23 protein-coding genes and 1 tRNA gene are annotated in these 23,933 nt (G+C 68.8%); 8 read left to right on the top strand and 16 right to left on the bottom strand.

From position 1 onward, the window contains the following. The first annotated feature begins 2 nt into the window (after positions 1-2). Positions 3-308, top strand: a complete 306-nt coding sequence (locus ACQG07_RS18010) for a hypothetical protein (protein ID WP_137242215.1) — start codon at positions 3-5, stop codon at positions 306-308. Positions 309-390: 82 nt separating this feature from the next. Next, the gene (locus ACQG07_RS18005; RefSeq protein WP_137242216.1) at positions 391-1,053 is read left to right on the top strand and encodes a pentapeptide repeat-containing protein; all 663 of its coding nucleotides are present in this window, start codon (positions 391-393) and stop codon (positions 1,051-1,053) included. Between the two features lie 200 nt (positions 1,054-1,253). On the opposite strand, the gene ACQG07_RS18000 is transcribed toward ACQG07_RS18005, so the two are convergent. Together ACQG07_RS18000 and ACQG07_RS17995 are read right to left on the bottom strand one after the other, a co-directional pair. Next, on the bottom strand, positions 1,254-2,537 hold the full coding sequence (locus tag ACQG07_RS18000; RefSeq protein WP_426739022.1) for an FAD-binding protein: 1,284 nt from the start codon (positions 2,535-2,537) through the stop codon (positions 1,254-1,256). A 56-nt stretch (positions 2,538-2,593) separates the two neighbouring features. Further along, positions 2,594-2,944, bottom strand: coding sequence for a DUF6804 family protein (locus ACQG07_RS17995; RefSeq protein WP_124768760.1), 351 nt, complete (start codon positions 2,942-2,944; stop codon positions 2,594-2,596). A gap of 71 nt (positions 2,945-3,015) precedes the next feature. On the opposite strand from ACQG07_RS17995, the gene ACQG07_RS17990 reads away from it, so the two are divergent. Continuing rightward, a complete protein-coding gene (locus ACQG07_RS17990) occupies positions 3,016-3,333 on the top strand; it encodes a hypothetical protein (protein WP_079705188.1) in 318 nt (105 codons plus the stop codon). A gap of 13 nt (positions 3,334-3,346) precedes the next feature. Here the strand turns inward: ACQG07_RS17990 and ACQG07_RS17985 are convergent, their stop codons facing one another. Genes ACQG07_RS17985 through ACQG07_RS17965 form a run of 5 tightly spaced genes read right to left on the bottom strand, consistent with a single transcriptional unit; the run spans position 3,347 to position 6,133 of the window. Beyond that, positions 3,347-3,838, bottom strand: a complete 492-nt coding sequence (locus ACQG07_RS17985; protein WP_124768758.1) for an SRPBCC family protein — start codon at positions 3,836-3,838, stop codon at positions 3,347-3,349. Positions 3,839-3,855: 17 nt separating this feature from the next. Further along, a complete protein-coding gene (locus ACQG07_RS17980; RefSeq protein WP_086474529.1) occupies positions 3,856-4,119 on the bottom strand; it encodes a DUF1653 domain-containing protein in 264 nt (87 codons plus the stop codon). Positions 4,120-4,128: 9 nt separating this feature from the next. Next, positions 4,129-4,497 carry a nucleotide pyrophosphohydrolase gene (locus ACQG07_RS17975; protein WP_229939433.1) on the bottom strand — a complete coding sequence of 123 codons (369 nt, stop codon included), beginning with the start codon at positions 4,495-4,497 and terminating at the stop codon, positions 4,129-4,131. A 9-nt stretch (positions 4,498-4,506) separates the two neighbouring features. Further along, complete coding sequence (locus ACQG07_RS17970) at positions 4,507-5,124, bottom strand: GNAT family N-acetyltransferase (RefSeq protein WP_426739020.1); 618 nt, start codon at positions 5,122-5,124, stop codon at positions 4,507-4,509. Positions 5,125-5,167: 43 nt separating this feature from the next. Beyond that, positions 5,168-6,133: a nuclear transport factor 2 family protein gene (locus ACQG07_RS17965; protein WP_274499474.1), complete on the bottom strand. Its 966-nt coding sequence runs from the start codon at positions 6,131-6,133 to the stop codon at positions 5,168-5,170. 130 nt (positions 6,134-6,263) lie between these two features. On the opposite strand from ACQG07_RS17965, the gene ACQG07_RS17960 reads away from it, so the two are divergent. The 3 genes from ACQG07_RS17960 to ACQG07_RS17950 all read left to right on the top strand — a co-directional run bounded on the left by ACQG07_RS17960 (position 6,264) and on the right by ACQG07_RS17950 (position 8,021). Beyond that, a complete protein-coding gene (locus ACQG07_RS17960; protein ID WP_426739019.1) occupies positions 6,264-7,220 on the top strand; it encodes a ketopantoate reductase family protein in 957 nt (318 codons plus the stop codon). Between the two features lie 246 nt (positions 7,221-7,466). Next, the gene (locus ACQG07_RS17955; protein ID WP_229939431.1) at positions 7,467-7,709 is read left to right on the top strand and encodes a hypothetical protein; all 243 of its coding nucleotides are present in this window, start codon (positions 7,467-7,469) and stop codon (positions 7,707-7,709) included. Positions 7,710-7,733: 24 nt separating this feature from the next. Beyond that, on the top strand, positions 7,734-8,021 hold the full coding sequence (locus ACQG07_RS17950) for a hypothetical protein (protein ID WP_426739018.1): 288 nt from the start codon (positions 7,734-7,736) through the stop codon (positions 8,019-8,021). 92 nt (positions 8,022-8,113) lie between these two features. Here the strand turns inward: ACQG07_RS17950 and ACQG07_RS17945 are convergent, their stop codons facing one another. Next, positions 8,114-8,386 carry a hypothetical protein gene (locus ACQG07_RS17945; protein ID WP_426739017.1) on the bottom strand — a complete coding sequence of 91 codons (273 nt, stop codon included), beginning with the start codon at positions 8,384-8,386 and terminating at the stop codon, positions 8,114-8,116. A 99-nt stretch (positions 8,387-8,485) separates the two neighbouring features. Continuing rightward, positions 8,486-8,575, bottom strand: a tRNA-Ser gene (locus ACQG07_RS17940). Positions 8,576-8,684: 109 nt separating this feature from the next. Here ACQG07_RS17940 and radA point away from each other — a divergent pair. Beyond that, on the top strand, positions 8,685-10,061 hold the full coding sequence (gene radA, locus ACQG07_RS17935) for a DNA repair protein RadA (RefSeq protein WP_064294317.1): 1,377 nt from the start codon (positions 8,685-8,687) through the stop codon (positions 10,059-10,061). Positions 10,062-10,233: 172 nt separating this feature from the next. On the opposite strand, the gene ACQG07_RS17930 is transcribed toward radA, so the two are convergent. From ACQG07_RS17930 to ACQG07_RS17910, 5 genes are all read right to left on the bottom strand, one after another. Continuing rightward, positions 10,234-10,641: an SseB family protein gene (locus tag ACQG07_RS17930; RefSeq protein ID WP_079705172.1), complete on the bottom strand. Its 408-nt coding sequence runs from the start codon at positions 10,639-10,641 to the stop codon at positions 10,234-10,236. A gap of 87 nt (positions 10,642-10,728) precedes the next feature. Then, positions 10,729-11,394: a hypothetical protein gene (locus ACQG07_RS17925; RefSeq protein WP_426739016.1), complete on the bottom strand. Its 666-nt coding sequence runs from the start codon at positions 11,392-11,394 to the stop codon at positions 10,729-10,731. Between the two features lie 130 nt (positions 11,395-11,524). Then, positions 11,525-16,438, bottom strand: coding sequence for an ExeM/NucH family extracellular endonuclease (locus tag ACQG07_RS17920; RefSeq protein ID WP_426739015.1), 4,914 nt, complete (start codon positions 16,436-16,438; stop codon positions 11,525-11,527). Between the two features lie 260 nt (positions 16,439-16,698). Beyond that, positions 16,699-17,217, bottom strand: a complete 519-nt coding sequence (locus ACQG07_RS17915) for an amino-acid N-acetyltransferase (protein ID WP_064294321.1) — start codon at positions 17,215-17,217, stop codon at positions 16,699-16,701. Positions 17,218-17,465: 248 nt separating this feature from the next. Next, a complete protein-coding gene (locus ACQG07_RS17910; RefSeq protein WP_426739014.1) occupies positions 17,466-18,842 on the bottom strand; it encodes a glucose-6-phosphate dehydrogenase in 1,377 nt (458 codons plus the stop codon). Positions 18,843-18,935: 93 nt separating this feature from the next. Between ACQG07_RS17910 and ACQG07_RS17905 the strand changes: the two genes are divergently transcribed. After that, positions 18,936-19,862: a Ppx/GppA phosphatase family protein gene (locus ACQG07_RS17905; protein ID WP_064294323.1), complete on the top strand. Its 927-nt coding sequence runs from the start codon at positions 18,936-18,938 to the stop codon at positions 19,860-19,862. A 127-nt stretch (positions 19,863-19,989) separates the two neighbouring features. On the opposite strand, the gene ACQG07_RS17900 is transcribed toward ACQG07_RS17905, so the two are convergent. Together ACQG07_RS17900 and ACQG07_RS17895 are read right to left on the bottom strand one after the other, a co-directional pair. Then, positions 19,990-22,518 carry an ATP-dependent Clp protease ATP-binding subunit gene (locus tag ACQG07_RS17900; RefSeq protein WP_064294324.1) on the bottom strand — a complete coding sequence of 843 codons (2,529 nt, stop codon included), beginning with the start codon at positions 22,516-22,518 and terminating at the stop codon, positions 19,990-19,992. 173 nt (positions 22,519-22,691) lie between these two features. Beyond that, positions 22,692-23,828, bottom strand: coding sequence for a hypothetical protein (locus tag ACQG07_RS17895; protein ID WP_426739013.1), 1,137 nt, complete (start codon positions 23,826-23,828; stop codon positions 22,692-22,694). Between the last annotated feature and the right edge of the window lie 105 nt (positions 23,829-23,933).

Here is a 23,933-nt window from a genome sequence, read left to right as displayed (position 1 = left end):
CGATGAGCAGCGAAGTCACCCAGGACCCGTCGCCGACGCAGCATCGCGTCGAAGTGACACTCCGACGTCCCTGGTACGGCGCTTTCCAGCGTCCGACGGTGGTGTTCGACGGGCGCGGCCAGCCGGCGCAGTGGGGTACGGGGAGCTGGCAGGTCGGCGGGACGGACGTCTCCTTCGAGGTCTTCCTCTTCAACCGGGTCTGGCGGTACGGCGCGGCCAGGACCACCTTGACCGCCGGTGTCGACACGTCGCTCGTGTACCGCGCTCCACTCCTGCCGTTCCTCCCCGGTCGGTTCACAGCGAGCTGAGCACTGGCTCGGAAGCCCGTCGGCGGCCGCCCCTAGGCTGGCCGGATCACCCCATCACGCACGGGCATCGGGAGAACACGGCATGGCGAAACGCACCGGAACGACGGCACCACGGCTCGACCCCGTCCGTCTCCTCGGATTGACCGACGGCGACGAGGGCGCCCTCGACGCACATGACAGCGTCGAAGGCCTGCGGTTCGCCGACCTCGACCTGTCGCACCGCGACCTCTCGGGCATCACGATCTCCGAGTCCTTGCTCACCGGCATTCGAGCCGACCAGACCGACTTCCGGGCGGCGTCGTTCCTCGACTCCCGGCTCGAGCGGTGGGACGCGCCCATCCTCCTCGCCCCACGGATTCGGCTGCGCGACGTCGAACTGGAGGGGTCACGGGTCGGTTCCGCCGACTGCTACGACGCGAACTGGCAGTCGGTGCGAGTCACCGGGTGCAAGCTCGGGTTCGTCAACCTGCGCGGGGCCGTGCTGCAGGACGTCCTGTTCGAGGACTGCACGATCGACGAACTCGACCTCGCCGATGCGACGGCCACCCGGGTGCGCTTCGTCGACTGCACCCTCAACAGTCTCGACGTCACGCGGGCGAGGCTCACCGACGTCGACCTCCGGACGCTCGAGCTCCGGCGCATCGCCGGCATCGAGCATCTGCGGGGCGCGACGATGACTCCGTTCCAGGTCGGCGAGCTCGCGGCGATGTTCGCCGAGCAGTTCGGCATCCGAGTCGAGGACTGACCTCCCCCGTTTCGCCAGCGCGGTGCGCTGACGTCACCGCGGGTCTGACGCGTGAGCGCGGGTCTCCGGAGACCCGCGCTCACGCGTGTGCCCCGCGCCCACGCCGGTTCCCCAGCGCTCGCGCCAGCGCCCCGCGCTGACGCCCGATGACCCGCGCTCGCGCCAGCGCACCGCGCTGACGCCCGAGCCACCGTTACCCGCTACCGGGGCAGGCGGACCCCGATGCGCTCCAGGTGTGCGTTCGAGAAGGTCCCTGCCGGGTCCAACTCCTCGAAGAGGTCCCGCGCGTCGGCGAGCCGCGGCACGACCTCGGCGATGCGCTCGGCCGTCAGCAGGTTGAGCTTGCCCCAGTGCGGGCGGGCACCGAAGGGCGCGAGCGCCTCCTCGATCGCGGGCAGCACCGCCCGGACCTCCTCGGGCAGGTTGCGCCAGGTGAAGTGCACGGCGAGCATCTCCCGGTGGTACGCACCGCTCAGCCAGAGCTTGTCGGGCGCCGCCGTGCGCAGTTCGGTCACGAGCAGCAGCGGAGCGATGCGGTCGCCGAGCGCACGCAGGGCCGTGATCGCGGCGGGTCCGTCGGCGCGGTCGATGAAGTACTCGGTCTGGATCTCGTCACCGTTGCTCGGCGTCGACTCGAGCCGGAAGTGCGGCAGCCGTTCCCACCAGTCGCCGGGGACACCGCCCTGCAGGGTGAGGTTGTCGGGGTCCGTCTCGACGAGGTTGCCGGCGGTCAGGGAGTCCCGCTGCACGCCGAGCCACGACTCCGGGACCACGGGCAGCTCGTCGTCACCGGCGACCAGGCGGGTCTTCCACCAGATCTGCTCGACGGTGTCGCCGAGCCAGTTCGTGAAGATGCTGACGCTGTAGGCACCACCGGTGACACCCTCGAAGTCGGCGAGGACGGCGTCCCACGGGACGTCGCGGTAGACGTCCTGGCGCACACGATAGGCGGGCTGCACGTCGACCGTCACGCGCACCACGATGCCGTACGCGCCGAGCCCGACGACGAGTCCGTCGAAACCGGGGTCCCCACGACGGACGTGGACGAGCTCGCCCGCGGCGTCGACGTACTCGAGACCGCTGACGGCTGAGGACAGGATGCCGTTGTCGTTGCCGGATCCGTGGGTGCCGGTCGCGATCGCACCGCCGACGGAGATGTGCGGAAGCGAGCCCATGTTGTGGAAGGCGAGGCCCTGTTCGGCGAGCCAGGCGGCGGCGATCCCGTAGCGCGTCCCGGCCCCGATCGTCACCGAGCCGGCGGCCTCGTCGAACACCGGGTCGGCGGGGATGTCGAGCACCGTGATGAGCGTGCCGTCGGAGTCGGCGAGGTCCGTGAACGAGTGCCGGGTGCCGAGGGCGCGGACACGCGTGCCCGTCCTGGCGGCCTCCGCGACGAGTGCGCGGACCTCGTCGATCGACGTGGCGTTCACGATCCGCGGCGCTGCGAAGGTGTGCGTGCCGGCCCAGTTGCGTTCAAGCGTCATGAGCGCAAGCTTGCCAGAGCCGGGACGACCCGCAGGCGTTCCCGAAACATTTCCGATCAGGCGGGCGGGGCGGCGTGCTTGTTCTCGAGCAGGATGCCGACGGAGACGAGCACGACCGCGCCGAGGAACTGCGCGATGATCCAGGGGATGCCGCTGAACGGGAGCGGGAGGACCGGGTTCCACACGATCGCGACGAGCAGCGTCGGGATCATCCAGAGCGGCTGCTTGGCCTGCCAGGCGAACACGGCCATGATGAGCGCGAGGATGCTCACCACGAACAACACGATCGTGAAGGCGTCGAGTTCGAGCAGTGCGAGCCCGAGCATGAGCGCGACCGCACCCATGATGCCCGGGATGAGCGCCGGGCGAAGGGCGAAGGGTGCGGGTGCGGGGGTCGGACTCGGCATCCCACGAGTTTACGTGGAGCGGCGGGGCGTCGCCGAGCGGTGCGGCGGGGCCGATGCGGCACAATCGCTGCATGGGGGTTCTCATCTACGGTGCCGGAAGTCACTACGACTTCGACGACCGCGTGCTCGCCCACCTCAGGGCGGCGATCGGCAACAAGCTGCGTCGTCGGGAGTCCTTCTTCGTCGAGTGGACGAAGGGGGCTGTGGACGGCGGTGGGCGCGTGAGCCTCTGGATCACGAGCGACGTCCCGCTGCAGTTCCGGTTCGCGCAGCCGGAGCCGCCGGTCAACCAGGCGTGGGTGCGCGCCCTGCTCGACTCCTCCTACACCCCGGGCGGCATGATGCTGACGCCAGAACCCAGCACTGCGACCGATCCGGAGACGGCGTGAGTGGAGGGCTTGCTCAGCGCTGCTCCACCAGCGCGGCGAGTTGCTCCGTGACGATCCCCCAGCCGGCGTGAAAGCCGAGTTCGAGGTGTTCGTCGCGCTGGGCGACCCCGCTGTGGAGCGCGGTCGCTCGGTAGCGGGTGCCGTCGGGGTGGTCAGCGAGGTCGATCACGGCGGTGATGAACGGCTGCTCGGCTGGCCGCCAGCCTGCGGTCAGCGCCGTCGTCCAGACGAGACGCTGCTCCGGAACGACCTCCAGCACGCATCCGGTGATCTGCGGCACGAAGTCGACGCCGTCCTCACTGAACTCGGTGCGGAAGGACCCGCCGGGTCGCAACTCGAACTCGACGACCCGACACACCGCCGGCGACGGCACCCACCACTGCCCGAGCGTCGCGGGGTCGGTCCACGCCGCCCAGACGGCCGATCGCGGCGCGTGGATGATGCGCTCGACCAACAGGTCGCGCTCGTCGGCCGGTTCGGGTTGGGTGTGATCGGTGTCGCTCATGCGGTGCTCCTCCGTGGTCAGTCGGCGTCGTCCTCGACGCGGGCGAAACGCGGTCCCTCGTAGCCGTCGCGCGAGACGGGCTCGACGAACATCGCGAGCGGTCGCACCCACGACGTCGGCGGGGTCGTGGTCGTCCGGTAGAAGACGTACGGCTCCTCGGTCTCGCTGTGGCGTCCGACGCCGATGACCTCGTAGCGCGCACCCTTGAAGTGCCGGTAGGTGCCGGGCTCGACGCCGAAGGACTCGCCGTCGTCGGTGCTGGCCGTGCTGTCGTCGCTCATGTCGCGATTCTAGCCAGCGGGCGTCGCGGAGTCAGTGCTCGCTTCGTCGGCCCGGAGCTCGGACACGTGCCGCACCAAGTCCTGCATCTGACGGGGGAACGCCTCGCCGATGTCGATGCCGAACCGGTCGGCGAGCACGAGACACGACCAGATGGCATCACACAGTTCGTGCTCGAGCTGTTCGAGTCCGATGCCGTCGATGCGACGCGTCCCGTCGAGCGTCATCACGATCTTGGCGAGGTCACCGACGTCGCCGACGAAGCCGAGGGCGACCTCCTGGTTCGTCCACGGGCGTCCGATCCGCTTCGTGCTGAGATCGTCGTAGGCGGCGGCGACCTCCATCGCGTGGGCGTTCAGCGTCGCGAAGTCCTGAGTCATCCCCAGAGCCTAATGAGCGCTTTCGACACCTGTCTCGATCGGCGTTCCGGCGGAAAGGTCCCGGACGTACTGGCGGCACACATACACCCGAGCGAAACGTTCCCTGAGCTCCTGCTCGCGCTCGATGCCCGCATGGACGAACGCGCGGACCGGGCTGCTGAACCCGGGCGGAGTCGTGAACCCTTCGGCATCGTCTCCGTCTTCCAGGTGCACATGCAGGTACTCGAACGCTTCGGAGAAGCCGTTGCGCCGGTACCAGGAGTTCGCTGCCTGGTCCTCGCGGGTCCACGCATCGAGACTCGTGGCACCCGCCTCGACCAGTCGCTCCACAGCTGTTTCGAGAAGAGCTGTGCCGATCCCCCTGCCCTGATGATCGGGATGTGTCGCGACCGAGTCGATCGTGGCCTCATCACCGTCGACCCTGACGTCGAGCAGGCCGAGCACCCGTCCGTCGGTGTCGACCGCGACCAGCCCGAACGACGGCGCCACGACATCGGGGCGGCGAGGCCACACGTCGTCGTAATACTGCGTCGAGAGGAAGGCGAGCACTCGGCAACGCACCCAGGATGGTTCGTCGGTCGGCTCGGAGGGGCGGATCGCGAACGGATGCGGATCGATGGTCGTCACGGTGCCCCATCGTAGAGGCGAGGCTCGCCCATCGGCCAAGCACTCACCCGGCGGTGGGTACCACGTCCCAGTGCTCGCGGATGAGCTTGTCGTCGACCCGGAAGATGTCCGCCGCCAGAACGGGGTCGTCGGCCTTCGCGCCGACGCTCTGCGAGAACGTCCACACGAGGTCGCCGTCGCTCAGCGAGATGACCGACTCCTGCGGCGGGAAGGTCGCGGAACCTGAGAAGAAGGACTTGAGCGCCGCCGTTCCGTTCGGTGCGACCGGGTTGTGCTGGAGGTAGGCGGGGTCGAAGGCCTTGTCGAGGATCGAGACGTCCTGGTCGCGGAACAGCGTGTTGTACGCGCTCACCGCGAACGTCCGGTTCTGCTCTTCCTGCGACTCCGACGGCGCGACCGCGGGCTTCGCCGGGTTGTAGAGGTCGCTGAACATCGTGTTGGTGTTCCCGCTCGCCGGCGTCCCGGTCGCGATCGGCTGATCGAACGCCCAGCGCTCGACGACGGCGCCGTCCCGCACCCGGAACAGGTCGACGGCGGCCTCGCCTGTCCGTTCGTCGGCCGGGTCGGAGGCGACCTGGTAGTGCACGGCGACGAGGTCGCCGTCGGCCGCGGTGTGCTTGACGACCGCCTGCGCCCCGGGGACCCGCGTCCGGTCGGCGGTGAACTCCGCCAGGAGCCCGCTCGGACCGGACTTCTGCCCGGAACCGTGCGCGACGGCGTCGGCCGCGACGAGCTTGTCGGTCGTGGCCACCGCCTTCGAGGAGGCGGGGTCGGGGAAGGCGTCCGTGTAGAGCTTGAGCACGGCGGCGAGGTTCTTCTGCTCGGTCTTCGAGTCGCTGCGGTCGCCCGTCGAGCCGCCGTCGGCACTTCCCTTCCGCGCTGTCGAGACCGAGGACGACGGATCGGGCACGGCTGCCGAGGTGGCCTGGCACCCCGCGAGCAGTGAGACGCCGGCGAGGACGGCGGCGGTGCGGACGAGGGGAACGACGAAGGCACGTGATCTGGTCATGGAATCACTGTGCGACGGTGTTCTGAACCTCAGGTGAGGTGTCCCTGGGCTTCGCTGGGAATCCGTGTTTTTCAGTTCTGCGGCGCCTCGTCGAGACTCTTCGTCTTCGAGGTTTCGATTCTGGCCTTCTATGCGTCAGGTGGCAAACCGTCCACGCGACGATAGTCGGATGAAGATCTTGATCGTCGGAGCCGGCGCAACAGGAATAGCTGTCGGGGCTCGACTGGCGGAAGCAGGTCGGGATGTCACCTACCTGGTTCGACCAGAGCGTCGACGACGACTCGAGCGGTACGGGGTGACGCTGACCGAACCCGCCGGAAAGCACATGCTCGATGCTTCCGCGGTCACTGCCGACGCGCTGACCGGCCCCTTCGACCTGATCATCGTCGCGGTGAAAGCAAGCGCACTCGCCGCGGTGGTCGAAGACCTCGCTCCCGCCGTCGGCCCAACGACGGTCATCGTTCCGCTCCTCAACGGGTTGCGACACCTCGACGTCCTCTCCGATCGCTATCCAGCACGGGTCGCCGGCGGCCTCATGAAGATCGTCGCCACCGTGGATGAGGAAGGCGGCGCCGTGCAGATGGCCCCGCTGGCCGAGATCACCATCGGGTCGCTCTCCTCGGACTCACCGCTGGGACCGATCGCCACCCTGCTCGACGTGCCGGGCCTGACCGTCATCGACGCGGAGGACATCCGACTGCGTCTCTGGGAGAAGTGGGCGTTCATCGCAGCGGCAGGTATCATCACCTGCCTGTTCGACAACACCGTTGGTCGGATCCAGGAAGCCGGCGGCCGCAGGTACATCGATGCGGCGATCGCGGAGACAGCGGCTGTCGCCATCGCGGCCGGCTATCCGCCGCGCGCGGCTGCTCATGCACAATCCGTCCAGATTCTGGCCGAACCCGGCTCGACCTTCACCTCATCGCTGTTCCGCGACCTTAAGGCGGGGCACTCGACGGAGGGCGAACACATCCTCGGCGACCTGGCAGACCGTGCACGCGATCTCGAGATCCCGACGCCGCTGCTCGATCTGACCCTCGTGCGCCTCCGTGCGGCGGAAATCGACCGGCTGGATCCGGCGAACTGACCTGACACCGCGAGGCGTCGCGCGGTCGGACGCAGGACTCGTCAGCCCCGGCGCCGTGCTGAATCCGCGCGTCAGATATCGCCTACTCCAGCGAGCGCGACGGGAACGCGGACCTCAGACGCTCTGAGCCGCTGCCCGACACGAGTAGAGGCCGCACTCGTTCTGGGCACGGTCGATACGCCCCAATCTTCCGAATCGTTTCCTCTACCCTGGTGCAACGATCGTGATATCCGGGGGGGGTGCATCGTGAGCCTGATTGAAGACGTGGGTGGTGGGCTGCTGCTGGCGCTCGGACTCCTGCTCGCCGGGCTCGTGCTCTTCCTCGTCCTCGCCCTGGGCACCCAGTACTGGCGGATGCGCCGCCGACGGCCGCAGGGCAAGCTCGCGCGTGCCGACGCCGAGCTCCGGGCGCAGTTGTTCGAGGACGGCTTCTCCGAGCACGAGGTCGCAGACGCGATCCAGGCGTCCCGGACCCGCGATGATTCCTGATCGATTCAACGAGAGGCTCCGTGCATGCTGAACCGGTACGCGCTCGCTCGCACCCTCGGCGGTCTGCTGGGTCTCGGAGTCGGCTACCTCCTCTGGCAGACGCTCCGGAACGCGATGCTGCGCGAGATCCCCGCTGGTGCGTGGGAAGCGGCGACGGATTCCGATGCCTTCGTGTCGCTCATCGGCATCGCGGCGGTAGCACTGATCATGACGCCCGGGCTGGTGCTGTCCGCTGTCGCAGAGCAGGCGACGAAATGGTTGTCGCGCTCTTCATCTCGCCAGGCTGGCGTCGACGGGACTCGATCGTGGTGAACGAGCCGCGGCTCCGTTCACTGACGCCGATCTGCAACGTACTCGGGTAGGAACGGTACCCACGTTCGAGACGAGGCGATCACTCAGCTCGGTCAGCGTGTGACCCGGCGCCCCTGGCCGGGATAGGGCCCGGGCTCGATCCGATGCCGGGATTCTCGACGTAGCCTTTCCACGATCTCATCGCGTCGGCCATTCATCCATGGCGCAGTGACCGCGTCCCACTCCTCTGGGAACGGGATGTAGAGCACGGGCGGATCCACGCCCCACCCGGCGTCGAAGACGAAGCCCTCGGCCCCCTCCCAGTAGACGACCTCTTCCTTCCAGCGAGGCTCGACCTCGAACTCCGCGTCTTCCCCCGTCTGCACGCTTCGATGCTATGCCGCCCGTGCCTGCCGACGGACGGGCATGACGACGAAAAACCCCCTCCGTCCCAGTGTTACTCGGGGATGGAGGGGGGTTCTTCGTGGCGGTACCGGTGGGATTTGAACCCACGGTGCTCTTTCAAGCACACAACTTTTCGAGAGTTGCACCTTCGGCCGCTCGGACACGGTACCGGGGTCGAGTGTAATAGAAGACGAGCGCCGACGCGAATTGAGCGATGCCGGTCATCCACAGGCGGCGCGGAGGGCCGGCGGTGTCGGCGGCCGCGCTTAGGCTGGCCGCATGGCCAAGGCACCCTCCCCCGCATTCCGCTGCACCGAATGCGGCTGGACCACCGCCAAGTGGGCCGGCCGATGCGGTGAATGCCAGCAGTGGGGCACGGTCGTCGAAGCGTCGGCTCCCACCGGTGTCCTCGGCAAACTGACGCCGATCCGCGCCACCGACGAGCGCGCCGCACGCCCCATCACGCAGGCAAGCGCCGACGAGGCTCCACGCTGGTCGAGCGGCATCGCCGAGTTCGACCGGGTGCTCGGCGGCGGCATCGTCCCCGGCGCCGCGATCCTCCTCTCCGGTGAGCCGGGCGTCGGCAAGTCGACCCTGCTGCTCGAGGTCGCGTCCCGCGCCGCGAAGACCGGCGCCCGCGTCCTCTACGTCAGCGCCGAGGAGTCGGTCAGCCAGGTCCGCCTCCGCGCCGAACGCACCGGCGCGCTCCACGACGACCTCTACCTCGCCTCCGAGACCGACCTCGCCACCATCCTCGGCCACATCGACCAGGTGCAGCCCAAGCTCCTCATCGTCGACTCCGTCCAGACCGTGTCCTCCTCGCAGTCCGACGGCCTCGCCGGACAACCCGGCCAGGTCCGCGAGGTCTCCGCCGTGCTCACCCGCATCGCCAAGGAACGCGACCTCCCGATCCTCCTCGTCGGCCACGTCACGAAAGACGGATCGATCGCCGGCCCCCGGCTCCTCGAGCACCTCGTCGACGTCGTCTGCCAGTTCGAAGGCGACCGCCACACCGCGCTCCGCTTCCTCCGCGCACAGAAGAACCGCTTCGGCGCCACCGACGAGGTCGGCTGCTTCGAGATGGCCGGCGACGGCATCGCCGAGGTCCCCGACCCGAGCGCCCTGTTCCTCAGCCAGAACGAACCCGTGGCCGGCACCTGCGTCACCATCGTCATGGAGGGACGCCGCGCACTGCCCGTCGAAGTCCAGGCGCTCATCAACAAGACGCAGGCGCCGAACCCCCGCCGGGTCACCAACGGCGTCGACCCCTCACGTGTCGCGATGATCCTCGCCGTGCTGCACGGCCGCTACTCCTACGACCTCACCGACCACGACGTCTACATCTCCACCGTCGGCGGCGTGAAGATCAGCGAACCGGCAGCCGACCTCGCGATCGCCCTCGCCCTTGTCTCCGTCATCCGCGATTTGGCCCTCCCCCGCGACCTCGCGGCCTACGGCGAGATCAGCCTCAGCGGCGAAGTGCGCCCGGTGAGCGTCGCGAAGCAGCGCGGCTCGGAAGGCAACCGACTCGGCTACAAGCTGCTGCTCAACTCCGACGTCAGCAACGACCTCAAGTCGGTGCTGGGCATCGCGAAGACCGCAGCCGAGGCCGCACGGCCCGCCCGACGCGAACGCGAGCTCGACGCCGCCTTCTGAGCGCGCCCGCGCACCTGCTCCACGAACCAGGCCCCGGGGGCGTGCTGCTCACAACTCCTGCGGACTGGTCCCGCAGGGCCCCAGAACGGGACCTGCCGGGGTTCGGAGGACGACGTGCAGGAGTTGTGAACCGCGGACGACGCAGAGAGCGGGACTTGCGGTCGGGGTCGGGCTATTCGGCGGCCGGCGCCTCGAGCTCGAGGACCCGCAGCAGTTCCTCCGGCGAGGCCTGCAGCGAGTGCGGACCGGCGACGTCGAAGAGCACCGTCTCGATGTCGTCGCCGTAGGTGCGGAGGAAGCTTGCCAGCCAGGTGCCGTCGTGCAGGCCGACGTAGGGCGGCAGGGCGGCCGGCTTGTTCTTCGCGTCGGAGAAGAGGAGCAGCGCGAGCCTCGCGGTCTCAGGCTGGCGGAACATCCAGACCTCGCCGGTCTCCGTCGGCTTGTCGGGGTTACCCGGCTTCATGAGCGGGACGACGAAGCGGCCGTTCCGCAGGGCGAGTGCCACGGCAACCATGTCGCCGGCGGCGAGGGCCGCGGCCAGGGGCTCGGAACGGAACTCGGGTCGCTTCTGCTTCGCCATGCGTCCATTGTCGCAGGCCGGTGCGGGGCTGCGGGTCGAGCACTTCGACAGGCTCAGTGACCGGGGCGGCTCGGCGAGCAGGTTCCGTCAGTTGAGCAGGAACTGCGCGCTGTCGGCGGAGGCGAAGCCGCCGATCGAGGTGTTCAGGTGGTACGAGGCGCCACCGGCGGGCACCGGGTCGCGCGGCTGATCGCAGGTGTCGGGCGCCGACCGCGTGCGGTCCCAGGTGATCGGCGGGTTCGACGAGACCGTCTTCCCCGGCTCGAGGAGCACCTGCTGGTCGCTCGGTGCCGTCTGGCAGTCGGTCGACGTCCAGTAGGGCTCATCACCGCTCGAGACCGTGAAGACCTGCTGGCTCGTGCCGGCGTTCATCGTGCACGCGGCCGGCCCGGTGTTCGTCACGCTCAGCGACAGCTGCGGGAGTTCGTCCGCCGCGAAGCTCGTCCCGTTCACGACGGCCTCGACGCGGATCTGGTCGGCCGTGCACGCGGCCGCCGAACCGGGGTCGGTGGTCGCGGCCTCATCGATCGGTGCGGTGGTCGACGCCTCGGGAGCCGGGGTCGGCGCAGGGGTCGCTGTGGGCGTCGGGGTGGGCGTCGCGGCGGTGTTCTCGGTGCCCGGACCCGACGCGAGCCGGACGATGAGCACGATGACCAGGACGATGACGGCGAGCAGGACGCCGAACACGATCAACCTGCGTCGCCAGTAGACGGCGGGCCGCTCCGGTCCGCGGGGATTCGTGAGGCTCGACATGCTCACAGATTAAGTGCAGTGGCGCGGAAACGCCCGATGCCCCGCCGTCGGTGCGGACCGTGGTCCGACCGATGACGAGGCATCGGGATGGTGCTGGGTGGTGCTCGGTGGTGCTGAGTGGTGCGAGCGCCTAGAGCTGCTGCGCCGAGCGACGACGGGCGATCACGAGCGCGAGGCCACCGACGAGGAGCAGTGCGGCGAGCGCCGCGTTCCCCCACGGTTCGGCACCGGTCTTGCTCAGGCTGCCGTCCTGGCTGCCGCCGGCCGTTCCCGAACCGGTCCCGCCGCCCGCACCGGGCTGGGTGCCCGGGTCGGTGCAGGGGTCGACCGCCGCAGCCTGCACGACGATGTCCTGCCAGCCGATGACGTTGCCGTCGGCGTCCTGGACGACGAGGCGGTGGGCACCGACCGGCGCGTCCTCAGGAACCGTGACCTGCACGTTGCCGTCCGCGTCGACCTGCACGAGGCCGTCGCTGACGAGGATCGGGTCGGAGTGCAGCCAGACGCTGACCCAGGTGCCGGCGTACTCCTTGCCGACGTGGATCGTGGCGAGCTTGCCGATGATGAAGTCGGTGATCGCCTTGATGAGGTCCTTGAGCGCCTGGATGAGCGCGGACTCCGGCGCGGGCGTCGGCGGTGTGACCACCGGCGGCGTCGCGACCGTGAGCGGCACCGTGAGCGTCGTCCCCGACTCGAGTGCCGTGAGGCGCACCGTCGCCGCGCCGTCAGCGGTACCCGCCGGGACGGTGAACGAGACCGTCGCGGCCCCCGCGGTGACCGGGACCGTCCCGATCGGCGAGCCGTTGAGTTCGATCGCCAGCGAGGTGTTCACCGGGCTGCCGGTCGAGGTGAGGTCGAGCTTCGCGACGTCGAACGAGACCGTCTTCCCAGCGGCGACCGCTGCGGTCGGCGCGTTCGTGACCTGCACGCTCTGGCGGGCGAAGTCCGGGGACACCGGGCTGTTCGCCGTCAGGTAGGCGATCCACGCGTCGCGGTCGACGAGACCGGAGTCGCGCGTGTCCGTGCCGTTCGCGAACTCACGGAAGTTGTCGCCACCCTGCAGCAGGAAGCTGAAGGAGCCGATCCGGTAGCTCTTGCTCGGGTCGATCGGCGCACCGTTCACCGTGATGCTCGTGATCCGCTGTCCCTGGGCCTTCGTGGGGTCGAACGTGTACTGCACGTTCGACGACAGTCCGAGCTGCAGGTACGGACGGGACGGGACGTTCCCGGCCGCGTCGAGCTGCCACTGCTGCTCGAGCACGGTCTTGAACTGTGCACCCGTGAGCGAGGTCGTCCACAGGTTGTTGAGGAACGGCAGCACCGCGTTCGCCTCGGCGTACGTGATGTCGCCCGCGAGGATCTCTTCACGCATGCCACCCGGGTTGACGATGCCGATGTCGGCTCCGCCCCGGTCGGCACTCGAGAGCGAGGCACGGAGCGAGTCGGCGACGAGCGCACCGAGCGTCGACTCGGCGCCGCGGTCGTCCTTCACCCCGTTGTTGAACGCGCGGGTGATGTCGGCCTTCGCCTCACCGATCTTCTGGTTGCCGATCTCCGCCGCGACCGCGAGGGCCTTGTCGGTGATCGTCTTGACCGTCGCGACCGCGGGGAACTGCTTGACCAGGTCGGCCTCGGCAACGGTGGTGCGTGCGACGTTCTTCGCCGTGTAGGCGGTGACGTCACCCGACGCGCGGTCGACGGTCAGCGTGATCTGACCGATGAACTCGCCGTAGCTGCCGGTCTGGAGCACAGGACGGGTCTTGCCGGTCACGCCGGGGATCGGAGCGTCCCACGCGTACTGCTTGTGCGTGTGGCCGGTGAAGATGGCGTCGACGTCCGCGCTCGTCGTGGTGACGATCTCGGTGAAGGCGCTCTGTTCGGCGAGCTCCTGCTCGAGGGTCGCGCCGTCCGGCGTGCCTGCTCCGGCACCCTCGTGGTACTCGGCGACGATGACGTCCGCCTCACCGTTGGACTCGTCGCCGTCGGTGAGCTGCGCCGCGACGCGGTTCACGGCCTCGACCGGGTCCCCGAAGTCGAGGTCGGCGATGCCGGCGGGCGACACGAGCGTCGGCGTCTCCTGGGTGATGGCGCCGACGACGGCGACCTTCACTCCGTCGATGTCGAGGATCGTGTACTCCTTGAGCGCGGGCTTCTTCGTGCCCTTCTCGTACACGTTGGCCCCGAGGTACGGCCAGGCCGCGTTCTTCCCGTCGGCCATGACGCGGTCGACGAGGTCGCCGTAGCCCTGGTCGAACTCGTGGTTGCCCACCGCGGACGCCTTCAGGCCGAGTGCGTTGAGCACGTCGATCGTCGGCTGGTCCTGCTGCGACGACGAAGCGAAGAGCGAGGCACCGATGTTGTCACCAGCGGAGATGAACGCCGTCTGGTCGGGTGCGAACATCGCCTTGAGCTGCTCGATCGTGCCCGCGAACTTCGTCGTGTTGGCGTCGATCCGACCGTGGAAGTCGTTGATGTTGAGCAGGTTGACGGTCGCAGACTCGCTCGCGTCGGCGCTGATGCCGATGATCACGGGGTCGTGGTCGCTCGAGCGGAACATGTCCGGCACGTTGAAGTCGGTCACGTTCGCGTTGTAGCGGGAGTACTCGAGGGCGATCGACTCGACGGAGTTGATGTTCCACACGTCGGCACCGGTGACGCTCTGGTCTGCTTCCGGCGACGCGAAGATGTGGTCGAGGGACCCGACCGCACCGTCGAACGCGTAGGTGTACTCCCCGGTCTTGGCCTCCTGGCTGATGTAGCCGGCGTCGCGGAGCACGTCCAGCGGGTCCTCGGCGTCGTAGGAGTTGAAGTCGCCCACGAGGAAGACCTTCTTCGTGCCGATGTCCTTCGAGACCGTGTCGGCGAAGGTCACGAGGGCCTTGGCCTGACGCGTGCGGTCGCCGGTGAAGGCGCCCTGACCGGTGTTGGCGTTGTCGCCCGTCGCGGCCTTCGAGGTGCTCTTCGACTTGAAGTGGTTCGCGATGACGAGGAAGGTGGCCGCGTCGTCCGCACCCTTGGGCTTGAACGCCTGCGCGTCGGGCTCGCGGGCGTTGTCGAATGCGGGCTCGTCGAGCAGGATGCGCGACTCGCCGACGGTCTCGACGACGGCCGACTTGTAGATGAACGCCGTCCGGATGACGTCCTCGTCCGCGGGGACCTTCGCGGGCGACGGGACGAACGTCCAGGTGCCCGCACCGGCATCGGCGTTGAGCGCCGCGGTCAGGGTCTTCAGCGCGTCGTCACGGTCGAGACCGATCGAAGCGGAGTTCTGGATCTCCTCGAGCGAGACGACGTCCGCGTCCAGGGCGTTGATCGCCGAGACGATCTTCGCCTGCTGACGCGCCAGGCTCTCGGCCGTCGCCGCTCCTCGGACGCCGCAACCGGCGGCGTCGGAGTCGTCGACGGTTGTCTTGCCGCCCTCACGGTCGGTGAAGAAGGTGCAGCCGGTGCGCGAGTCGCCGGTGGTGGCGAAGTAGTTGAGCACGTTGAAGGTCGCGAGGGACACGTCGCCGCCGACCCCGCGAGGCGCGGTGGAGCGGGTGTTCTCGAAGGACGCCGGCTGCACATCCGCGGCGTTGGCGCCGGTGAGGTGCTGCGTGGGCTGGAACTTCCAGTTGCTGTTGCGGAAGTCGAAGACGACCGGTGCGGTGAAGTCGACGGCGGCACCGACCCGGACGGGCGCGGTGGTCGACACGTACGGGAGCGGGATGCCCGTGTTCTCAGCCTTCGAGAAGTCCACGGTGGAGCCGTCGTCGAGGACGACCTTCTCCGCCGGCACACGGGCCGCGGCCGCGAGCGCCTCAGCGGAACCGGGCTTGCCGAGGACCGTCGGCGTGACGAACGGCGTCGTCGATGCCGCGAGCGCGACCTCGCCGTAGCGGTTCGTGCTGTAGGTGTCGGTGACCGTGTAGTCGCCGGCCGGGTCGAGCAGCATGCCCTCGAGACGCTCGCGTTCTTCGTCGGTGGCCGGGAAGGCGACACTGGCGGCGGTCGGAGCGCTGACACCGGTGGCGTCGAGCACGGAGACGGCGGCCGGGTCGGTGACCTTCAGCTGCGTGAGGCCGTAGTACTCGTCCACGACGCCGGTCACCTGCAGGTACTGGCCGACGGCGACGGAGCCGACGGTGGCCGGCGAGTAGACGAAGACGCCGTCGGACGCGAGGTGCGTCGCGGGGTCGATCGCTCCACCGGTGCCCGCGGTCTGCAGGTAGTAGCCGTTGAAGCCGCCGGTCGGGAAGCTCGCGGTGACGAAGCCCGTGGTGGTGACCGTCTGGCCGACCATCGTGCTCGCGGCACCGGTGCCCTGGATTTCCGCGATCGTCGCCGTGCCGGGCTCGACCGGGGTGGTCGGGTCGGTGGGCTCGGGGGTCGGCTCCGGCGTGGGCTCGGGGTCGACCGGGGTGTCGCCGGCGCTGTTCTGCGGCGTGACCGTGTCGCTGAGCGTGAAGTCGGCGGCGTTGCTGTCGGTGTCGGCGAAGGTGGTGCGCACGATCGACTGCGGAACGGTGTTGCCCGACGGGGACGGCGACGCGGCCGTCTCGAAGGTGTTCGACGTGCCGTAGCCGAGGAGGTCGACGACAGCCGGGTCGCCGACGACGGAGCCGGGGGTGAGCGTGACCGCGGCGGTCGAGGCGACGAGCGCGAGCGTGCCGTTCTGGCCCTGGGGGCTGAGGGTGCTCGTGACGTCGGGGGTCGGCAGGGCGACGCCGTTGGCGCCGTTCGAGGAGCCGGAGACGAGGTAGTAGCCGCCGGCCGCGATGGAGCCGGTGAGTGGCACGACGGTGGACGAGGCGCCGACGCCGTCGAGCTTGCGGTACTGGATCGACCAGCCGCTGACGTCGACCACCGCGTCGCTCGGGTTGTAGAGCTCGACGAACTTGTTCAGGTAGGGCGCGTTCGCGCTCCCGCCCGAGAGGTAGGCCTCGTTGATGACGACACCGAGGCCGTCGGTCGAGGCGACGGCTGGTGTCGCCACGAGGGGCGCGGCGACGAGCCCGGCAAGGGCGGCGAAGGCGGACAGCCTCCACGGGTGTTTGAACGACATGTGGCTCCGAATCGAGGGCCGTCCTCGTTCGGAGCGCGCGACAACACACCCCCCATTCGAGGCACAGACGATGGGTAGTGCCTCACAAGCTAACCGACATGCGTGACGGAAGACCACCGCGAATGTGAACGGCACGTAAATCCGGGCCTGCTCATCTGAGCACGGGCTTCGCGTTGGAAACGTGCGAAATCGCTGATCAGCGAGGTATTGTGAACGGTCTCATCGGTCACTCCGACGAGCGCCAACCTTCAAGCTGTGGTTCAGAGCAGCTTGAGCATCCGGGTGTTACCGAGCGTATTCGGCTTGACCCGCGCGAGGTCGAGGAACTCCGCGACACCTTCGTCCGACGAGCGCACGAGCTGTGCGTAGACCTCGGGTGGGACGATCTCCTCGCCGATCTCCTGATAGCCGTGCCTCGTAAAGAAGCCGGTTTCGAAGGTCAGGCAGAACAGGCGACGCAGGCCGAGCTCGATCGCGTCGTGCTCGAGGCGCTCGACGAGCGCGTGGCCGACCCCGGTGCCGAGGTGGTCTGCGGAGACGGCGAGCGTGCGGACCTCACCGAGGTCCTCCCAGATGACGTGCAGCGCGCCGCAGCCGATGAGTTCGCCGTCGGGTGTCTCGGCGACGCGGAACTCCTGGACCGCTTCGTAGAAGACGACGTCGTCCTTGCCGAGGAGGATGCGCTGCTGCACGAGTGGTTCCACGAGCGCCTGGATGCGGCGGACGTCGCTCGTGCGGGCGCGACGGACCACATACCCCTGCTGAGCCTGCTCGACCATCCCGCCTCCTCCTGTCAGAACCTCCGAGAAGTCTACTGACGCCAGCGCGGTGCGCCCGACCGAGCGCGGGTTGGTGGGCGTCAGCGCGGTGCGCTCGAGCGAGCGCTGCCGAAGCGGCGTGAGCGCGACCCAGCCGCGTGAGCGCGGGCCTCCGGAGGGGCGCGCTCGGTCCGGAGGGGCGCGCTCACGTCAGCGCACCGCGCTGGCGCCGGACACCGGAGTGACGGCACCGGATCACAAGGGGCGGATCAGTGCCAGGACCTCGGACCCGCGGTACCGGCCGGGTAGGTGTCGATCGACACCTCATCCTTGCGCCACGCCTTAAGGACCGGCGCGACGATCCGCCAGCACTGCTCGGCCACGTCACCGCGCACCGACAGGGTCGGGTCTCCCTCGAGGATGCTCGACAGGACCTCGCCGTAGGCGCTGAGCTGCCCCGCCTGGAGTTCTGCGTGGAGGGCGACCGGGTCCAGCTCGAAGGGATCGTCCTCGCCGTTGATCATCAGGTCGAGGTCGAGCGACGCCGGCTTCAGGCCGATGCGGAGGCGCGCGGGGGTCTTCATGCCGTGCAGGCCGGACGGGAGGTGCGGCACCGGCTTGAAGGTGAAGACGATCTCCTGACGGGTGTCCGACAGCGCCTTCCCGGACCGCAGCACGAACGGGACACCGGCCCAACGCCAGTTGTCGATCGCGAGCGTCATCTCGGCGAGCGTCTCCGTGTGGTGCGACGGGTCCACGCCCTGCTCGTCGATGTAGGCGGGCAGCTTGCGGTCGCCGATCGTCCCGGCGCCGTAGCGTGCCCGCCGACTCTCCGTGCCGTTCGCCTTCCACGGACGGGTCGCCCGCAGCACCTGGGCCATGCCGCCGCGCAGATCCTCGGCGTCGACGCTCGCCGGTGGCTCCATGGCCGCGAATGCGAGGACGAGGAGCAGGTGACTCTGGATCATGTCGATCAGCGCGCCCGCACGGTCGTAGTATCCGGCGCGACCCTCGAGGGCCAGCTGCTCGTCGAAGACGATGTCGACGCGTTCGACGTTGTCGGCGGAGAGGAGCGGTTCGAAGATGCGGTTCGCGAAGCGCAGGCCCAGCAGGTTGAGAACCGTCGACTTGCCGAGGAAGTGGTCGACGCGGAACACCTGCTCCTCCGGCACCAGGTGCTGGAGCAGGCGGTTGAGCGAGCGGGCGGAGGCGTAGTCGGTGCCGAACGGCTTCTCGAGGGCGAGCATGATGCCCTTGGGGAGCTCCAGCTTCCGCAGCGCCTTGCACGCGAGCAGGGTGATGGCGGGCGGCAGGGCGAAGTAGAGGGCGACGTTCGTTCCGGCGGCCGCAAGGACGCGTTCGAGCGACGCCGGGTCGGAGACGTCGGCCTGCACGTAGGTGGTCTCGGCGACGATCGTCTGAGCGAGCTTCGACGGGGTGTCCGCGAACGCGGTCTCGACGCGCTTCCGCCAGGCCTCGTCGCTCGACTCGGAGCGGTCGACCCCGATGAGGCGCACCGCCTCGCCACGCGGGGAGGCGAGGAGCGACGCGAGTCCGGGCAGTAGGAGTCGAGCCGTGAGATCGCCCCCGGCACCGAGGATCACGAGGGTTCGAGGGGCGGAGGATTCCGAGGTGGCGGCGGTCATGCGGCGATCCTACGCGGTGGGCCGACGAGGTCGCGCGGCCTTGCGCTCTCCGAGGGCCCCCTCACCCGGGCGGGCAGGCAGTACTGTGAGCGCATGCGACTCGGAGTCCTCGACGTGGGATCGAACACCGTCCACCTGCTCATCGTCGACGCCCACCCGGGAGCACGGCCGATCCCCCAGTCGTCGCACAAGTCGGTGCTGCGACTCATGCGATACCTCACGCCGGATGGATCGATCAGCGATGAGGGCGTCGCGGTCATCCTCGAGTCGATCGGTGCGGCCGCAGCGATCGCCCGCGAGAGCGGCCTCGACGAGCTCCTTTCCATGGCGACCTCGGCCATCCGTGAGGCGACGAACGGGCCGGAGGTCCTCGCCCTCGTCGAGGAACGGACCGGCATCGCCCTGCAGGTCCTCTCCGGTGACGACGAGGCGAAGCTCACCTTCCTCGCCGTCCGCCGCTGGTACGGCTGGTCGGCCGGCGAGATGCTCCTCCTCGACATCGGCGGCGGCTCACTCGAGATCGCGGCCGGCGGCGACGAGTACCCCGATGTCGCGATCTCCCTCCCGCTCGGCGCCGGACGCTCCACCGTCGGCTTCCTCCACGACGACCCACCGACCGCCGCACAGCAGGAGGCGCTCCGCTTGCACGCCCGCGAGGTGCTCACCGCAGCACTCCCCGCGTTCGCCGAGGAGCCCGACGCCCATCACGTCGTCGGGTCGTCCAAGACCATCCGCTCCCTCGCACGCCTCGCTGGATCGGTGGCCGACGGCATCGGTGGCACCGAACGGTCGCTGCTCCGGCGCAGCCAGCTCGACGACTGGATCCCCCGGCTCGCCCGCATTCCGGCTGAGGCCCGCCCCGCGCTCCCCGGGATCACTGCCGACCGGACCTTCCAGATCGTCGCCGGCGGCATCGTCCTGTCCGAGGCGATGGCCGCCTTCCGCGTCCGCGAGCTTGACGTCTCCCCGTGGGCGCTCCGCGAGGGCATCATCCTCCGCTACCTCGACCGCCTCGGCTGACCGCCGCCGTTCGCTCGCCCAGGTTCGGGCGCTCCAGTGCTCGCGCGCCCGAAGATGGGCGAACGAACACGACCAGACACGACGAAGGCCCCCACTCCGCGGAGTGGGGGCCTTCGATGACTCGGGACTACTCGCCCGTGATGGCGAGGTCCGGCGTGGCCGAACCCGTACCGAGCGACGCCTGCGCGTTGACGCCGGCACCGACCGACTCACCACGAGCCGAGGTCGTGAAGGCGAACGCGCCGTTCACGAAGTCGACGTGCACGTGGTCGCCGGCGTTGAGCTCGCCGTGGAGGATCTGCTCGCTGAGCTGGTCCTCGACCTCGCGCTGCATCGCACGACGCAGCGGACGAGCACCGAGGGTCGGGTCGAAGCCGACCTCGATGAGGCGCTCCTTCGCCGGCAGCGTGAGCTCGATCGTCATGTCGCGGTCGAGCAGACGCTCCGAGAGACGCTTCGTGAACAGGTCCACGATCTGCAGGAGCTCCGGCTTCGACAACTGCGGGAACACGATGATGTCGTCGACACGGTTCAGGAACTCGGGCTTGAAGTGCTTCTTCAGCTCCTCGTTCACCTTGCCGCGCATGATGTCGTACCCGGTCGAGGCGTTGCCCTCGATCTGGAAACCGACGGGACCACCGGCGATGTCGCGAGCACCGAGGTTGGTGGTCATGATGATGACGGTGTTCTTGAAGTCGACGACGCGACCCTGACCATCCGTCAACCGGCCCTCTTCCAGGATCTGGAGGAGCGAGTTGAAGATGTCGGGGTGGGCCTTCTCGATCTCGTCGAAGAGCACGACGCTGAACGGCTTGCGACGCACCTTCTCGGTGAGCTGACCGCCCTCTTCGAAGCCGACGAACCCGGGAGGAGCACCGAACAGCCGCGAGACCGTGTGCTTCTCGCCGTACTCCGACATGTCGAGGGAGATCAGCGCGCCTTCGTCGTCGAACAGGAACTCGGCGAGCGCCTTCGCGAGCTCGGTCTTACCGACGCCCGTGGGGCCGGCGAAGATGAACGAGCCCGAGGGACGCTTCGGGTCCTTGAGGCCGGCACGCGTGCGGCGGATGGTCTTGGAGAGCGCCGAGATAGCCTCCTCCTGACCGATGACCCGCTGGTGCAGCGCCTTCTCCATGAAGACGAGTCGCGAGGACTCCTCTTCCGTGAGCTTGAAGACGGGGATGCCGGTCGCCTGGGCGAGGACCTCGGCGATCAGACCCTCGTCGACCTCGGCGGTCGTCTTGACGTCGCCCGAGCGCCACTGCTTCTCGAGGCGAAGACGCTCGCCGAGGAGGTTCTTCTCCTCGTCGCGGAGCGACGCCGCCTTCTCGAAGTCCTGCTCCTCGATGGCCGTCTCCTTGGCCTCGCGGACGCCGGCGATCTTGTCGTCGAACTCGCGCAGCTCCGGGGGGCTCGAGAGGATCGACAGACGCAGGCGTGCACCGGCCTCGTCGATCAGGTCGATGGCCTTGTCGGGCAGGAAGCGGTCGGAGATGTACCGGTCGGCGAGGTTCGCCGCCGAGACGAGCGCGCCGTCGGTGATGGACACCTTGTGGTGTGCCTCGTACCGATCGCGCAGCCCCTTGAGGATGTTGATCGTGTGGGGCAGCGACGGCTCCATGACCTGGATCGGCTGGAAGCGACGCTCGAGTGCGGCGTCCTTCTCGAAGTGCTTGCGGTACTCGTCGAGCGTGGTGGCACCGATGGTCTGGAGCTCACCGCGAGCGAGCAGCGGCTTGAGGATGGAGGCCGCGTCGATCGCGCCCTCGGCGGCACCGGCACCCACGAGGGTGTGGATCTCGTCGATGAAGACGATGATGTCGCCGCGGGTGCGGATCTCCTTGGTGACCTTCTTCAGGCGCTCCTCGAAGTCACCGCGGTAGCGGCTGCCGGCGATGAGCGAGCCGAGGTCGAGCGAGTACAGCTGCTTGTCCTTCAGCGTCTCCGGGACATCGCCCTTGACGATCGCCTGGGCGAGACCCTCGACGACGGCGGTCTTGCCGACGCCGGGCTCACCGATGAGGACCGGGTTGTTCTTCGAGCGACGGGAGAGGATCTGCATGACCCGCTCCATCTCCTTGTCGCGACCGATGACCGGGTCGAGCTTGTTGTCGCGCGCGGCCTGCGTGAGGTTACGGCCGAACTGGTCGAGGATCTGCGACCCGCCCTGTGCCTGCTGCTCACTCTGGTTGCCGCCGACCGGGGCTGCTTCCTTGCCCTGGTAGCCGGACAGCAGCTGGATGACCTGCTGGCGCACGCGGTTGAGGTCGGCACCCAGCTTCACGAGGACCTGGGCTGCGACGCCCTCGCCCTCGCGGATGAGGCCGAGCAGGATGTGCTCCGTGCCGATGTAGTTGTGGCCGAGCTGCAGCGCTTCGCGCAGGCTCAGCTCCAGCACCTTCTTGGCGCGCGGCGTGAACGGGATGTGTCCCGTCGGCTGCTGCTGGCCGGTGCCGATGATGTCGGTGACCTGCTCGCGCACGGCATCGAGGGAGATCCCGAGGGACTCGAGCGCCTTGGCGGCGACTCCTTCTCCCTCGTGGATGAGGCCGAGCAGGATGTGCTCGGTCCCGATGTAGTTGTGGTTGAGCATCTTGGCCTCTTCCTGGGCCAGGACGACGACACGACGCGCACGGTCGGTGAATCTCTCGAACATGATCACTCTCCTCCGGCACCGGGCAGGGTGGTGATGCCGTTAGTAGGAGCGTAACGACCGCCGCAGCTCTCTTCGCCCCTGTTCGCCGTGGGCGTGATGCGCGGCCACCGGGAACGCCGCAGCGCACGTGCACCGGGCACGTGCGCTGCGGGTGTCGGCTGATAGAGGCTCGGTCAGACCGGGAACCGGACGGTCGCCGCGAGGGCGCCCCCACCGGGGACGTCGTCGGCGCGGACGGCGAGGATCCGAGCGTCGGACAGCAGCGCCCGGCGGAGGATCTCGTCGATCACGCCGTAGTTCGTCGCGTCGGCGTCGTCGGCGAGCGTGACGACACCGGTGGTCTCGTCGACCGTGCCCGGCAGGTTGCTGTCGATGTCGACGAACAGGGTGTCGACCGCGTTCGCCGTCGCGGCGCGTGCCACGTCGCCGAGGTCGGTCACGGCACGGCCGTTCGACGCGCGGGTGCCGAACTCCTCGCACAGTGCGTGCAGTTCGGCGGCGTACAGCTCGTCGAGGATCGGGCGGGCCGCCGCGGCGAGCTGCTCGTCCGAGCGCTCCTGCTGATTGCCCTCGATCTCGGGCTTCACCAACTGCTTCGAGGTGCACACCGATCGGAAGATTCCGGTCATCGGCTCGGCTCCGGCGAGGATCAACGGCTCCTTCGAATTCGCGAGGATAGGGGCGAGCGCCTTGTTGATCGCCTGCGCGTACTCCTGCATCCGGACCTTCTGTCCCTCGGAGCCCTGGATGCGTCCCTGGGGGCTGCGTCCGTCGGAACCGCGACCCCGGATCGAGTCGACACCAGCGGCCGCGGCAACGTCGGCGGGGACGCCCTCGAGCTCGATGCTCGTGGCCGGCAGATCGCGCGAGACGGCGACGAGTCGCACACCGCTCTGCGCAAGCGCCAGGACGTAGGCCGACTGCGGGAAGGTGAGCGCACGCATCAACGGCTTGATGAAGAAGCGGTCCGAGACCTCCGTGCAGGACTGGAGGATGTTCGGGACACGGAAGTAGCGTGTGAGACTCTGGCTGATGTACAGCGCGAGGCTCGACGACAGGTAGCGGAGGAAGTCCGGATCCTCCTGGAGGTCGTCGACCTGCTGCGTGAACGTCGCGATCGCCGCCCGGTCTGCTCCCGCGGCCGTCAGCTGCTCGACCGCCACCTTCACCTGGTTCTTGAGGTCCAGGCGGATATGGCTCGTATCCGAGGGGTTGGTGCTCGTCGCGAGGATGATCGACACGCTGCCCGGCTCGCGAGCGGTCGCGAGCTCGACGATGTCGGAGCGGGTCGGAATATCGGTGTGGTGCACTGATGCCTCCTTCGATCGCGTCAGGCGAAGGGTCGACCGGGAGCAGGCGACGCCGTCGTGGGCCTGACTTGACCCCAGTATAGGGAGCTGTCTCTTATACACATC

This window comes from Plantibacter sp. 2H11-2 (assembly GCF_050031945.1).
In the GTDB taxonomy this organism is placed as follows: Bacteria; Actinomycetota; Actinomycetes; order Actinomycetales; family Microbacteriaceae; genus Plantibacter; species Plantibacter auratus.
Note: the sequence above shows the minus strand (reverse complement) of the source record. Positions and strands in the feature narration are given on the sequence as shown.

Coding starts and splice junctions, on each gene's coding strand:
- ACQG07_RS17975 (WP_229939433.1), bottom strand. CDS start 4,497: ATGACTCAGGACTTCGCGACGCTGAACGCCCACGCGATGGAGGTCGCC.
- ACQG07_RS17980 (WP_086474529.1), bottom strand. CDS start 4,119: ATGAGCGACGACAGCACGGCCAGCACCGACGACGGCGAGTCCTTCGGC.
- ACQG07_RS17915 (WP_064294321.1), bottom strand. CDS start 17,217: ATGGTCGAGCAGGCTCAGCAGGGGTATGTGGTCCGTCGCGCCCGCACG.
- ACQG07_RS18000 (WP_426739022.1), bottom strand. CDS start 2,537: ATGACGCTTGAACGCAACTGGGCCGGCACGCACACCTTCGCAGCGCCG.
- ACQG07_RS17965 (WP_274499474.1), bottom strand. CDS start 6,133: ATGACCAGATCACGTGCCTTCGTCGTTCCCCTCGTCCGCACCGCCGCC.
- radA (WP_064294317.1), top strand. CDS start 8,685: ATGGCCAAGGCACCCTCCCCCGCATTCCGCTGCACCGAATGCGGCTGG.
- ACQG07_RS17995 (WP_124768760.1), bottom strand. CDS start 2,944: ATGCCGAGTCCGACCCCCGCACCCGCACCCTTCGCCCTTCGCCCGGCG.
- ACQG07_RS17925 (WP_426739016.1), bottom strand. CDS start 11,394: ATGTCGAGCCTCACGAATCCCCGCGGACCGGAGCGGCCCGCCGTCTAC.
- ACQG07_RS18005 (WP_137242216.1), top strand. CDS start 391: ATGGCGAAACGCACCGGAACGACGGCACCACGGCTCGACCCCGTCCGT.
- ACQG07_RS17930 (WP_079705172.1), bottom strand. CDS start 10,641: ATGGCGAAGCAGAAGCGACCCGAGTTCCGTTCCGAGCCCCTGGCCGCG.
- ACQG07_RS17950 (WP_426739018.1), top strand. CDS start 7,734: ATGCTGAACCGGTACGCGCTCGCTCGCACCCTCGGCGGTCTGCTGGGT.
- ACQG07_RS17990 (WP_079705188.1), top strand. CDS start 3,016: ATGGGGGTTCTCATCTACGGTGCCGGAAGTCACTACGACTTCGACGAC.
- ACQG07_RS17960 (WP_426739019.1), top strand. CDS start 6,264: ATGCGTCAGGTGGCAAACCGTCCACGCGACGATAGTCGGATGAAGATC.
- ACQG07_RS17920 (WP_426739015.1), bottom strand. CDS start 16,438: ATGTCGTTCAAACACCCGTGGAGGCTGTCCGCCTTCGCCGCCCTTGCC.
- ACQG07_RS17985 (WP_124768758.1), bottom strand. CDS start 3,838: ATGAGCGACACCGATCACACCCAACCCGAACCGGCCGACGAGCGCGAC.
- ACQG07_RS18010 (WP_137242215.1), top strand. CDS start 3: ATGAGCAGCGAAGTCACCCAGGACCCGTCGCCGACGCAGCATCGCGTC.
- ACQG07_RS17905 (WP_064294323.1), top strand. CDS start 18,936: ATGCGACTCGGAGTCCTCGACGTGGGATCGAACACCGTCCACCTGCTC.
- ACQG07_RS17900 (WP_064294324.1), bottom strand. CDS start 22,518: ATGTTCGAGAGATTCACCGACCGTGCGCGTCGTGTCGTCGTCCTGGCC.
- ACQG07_RS17910 (WP_426739014.1), bottom strand. CDS start 18,842: ATGACCGCCGCCACCTCGGAATCCTCCGCCCCTCGAACCCTCGTGATC.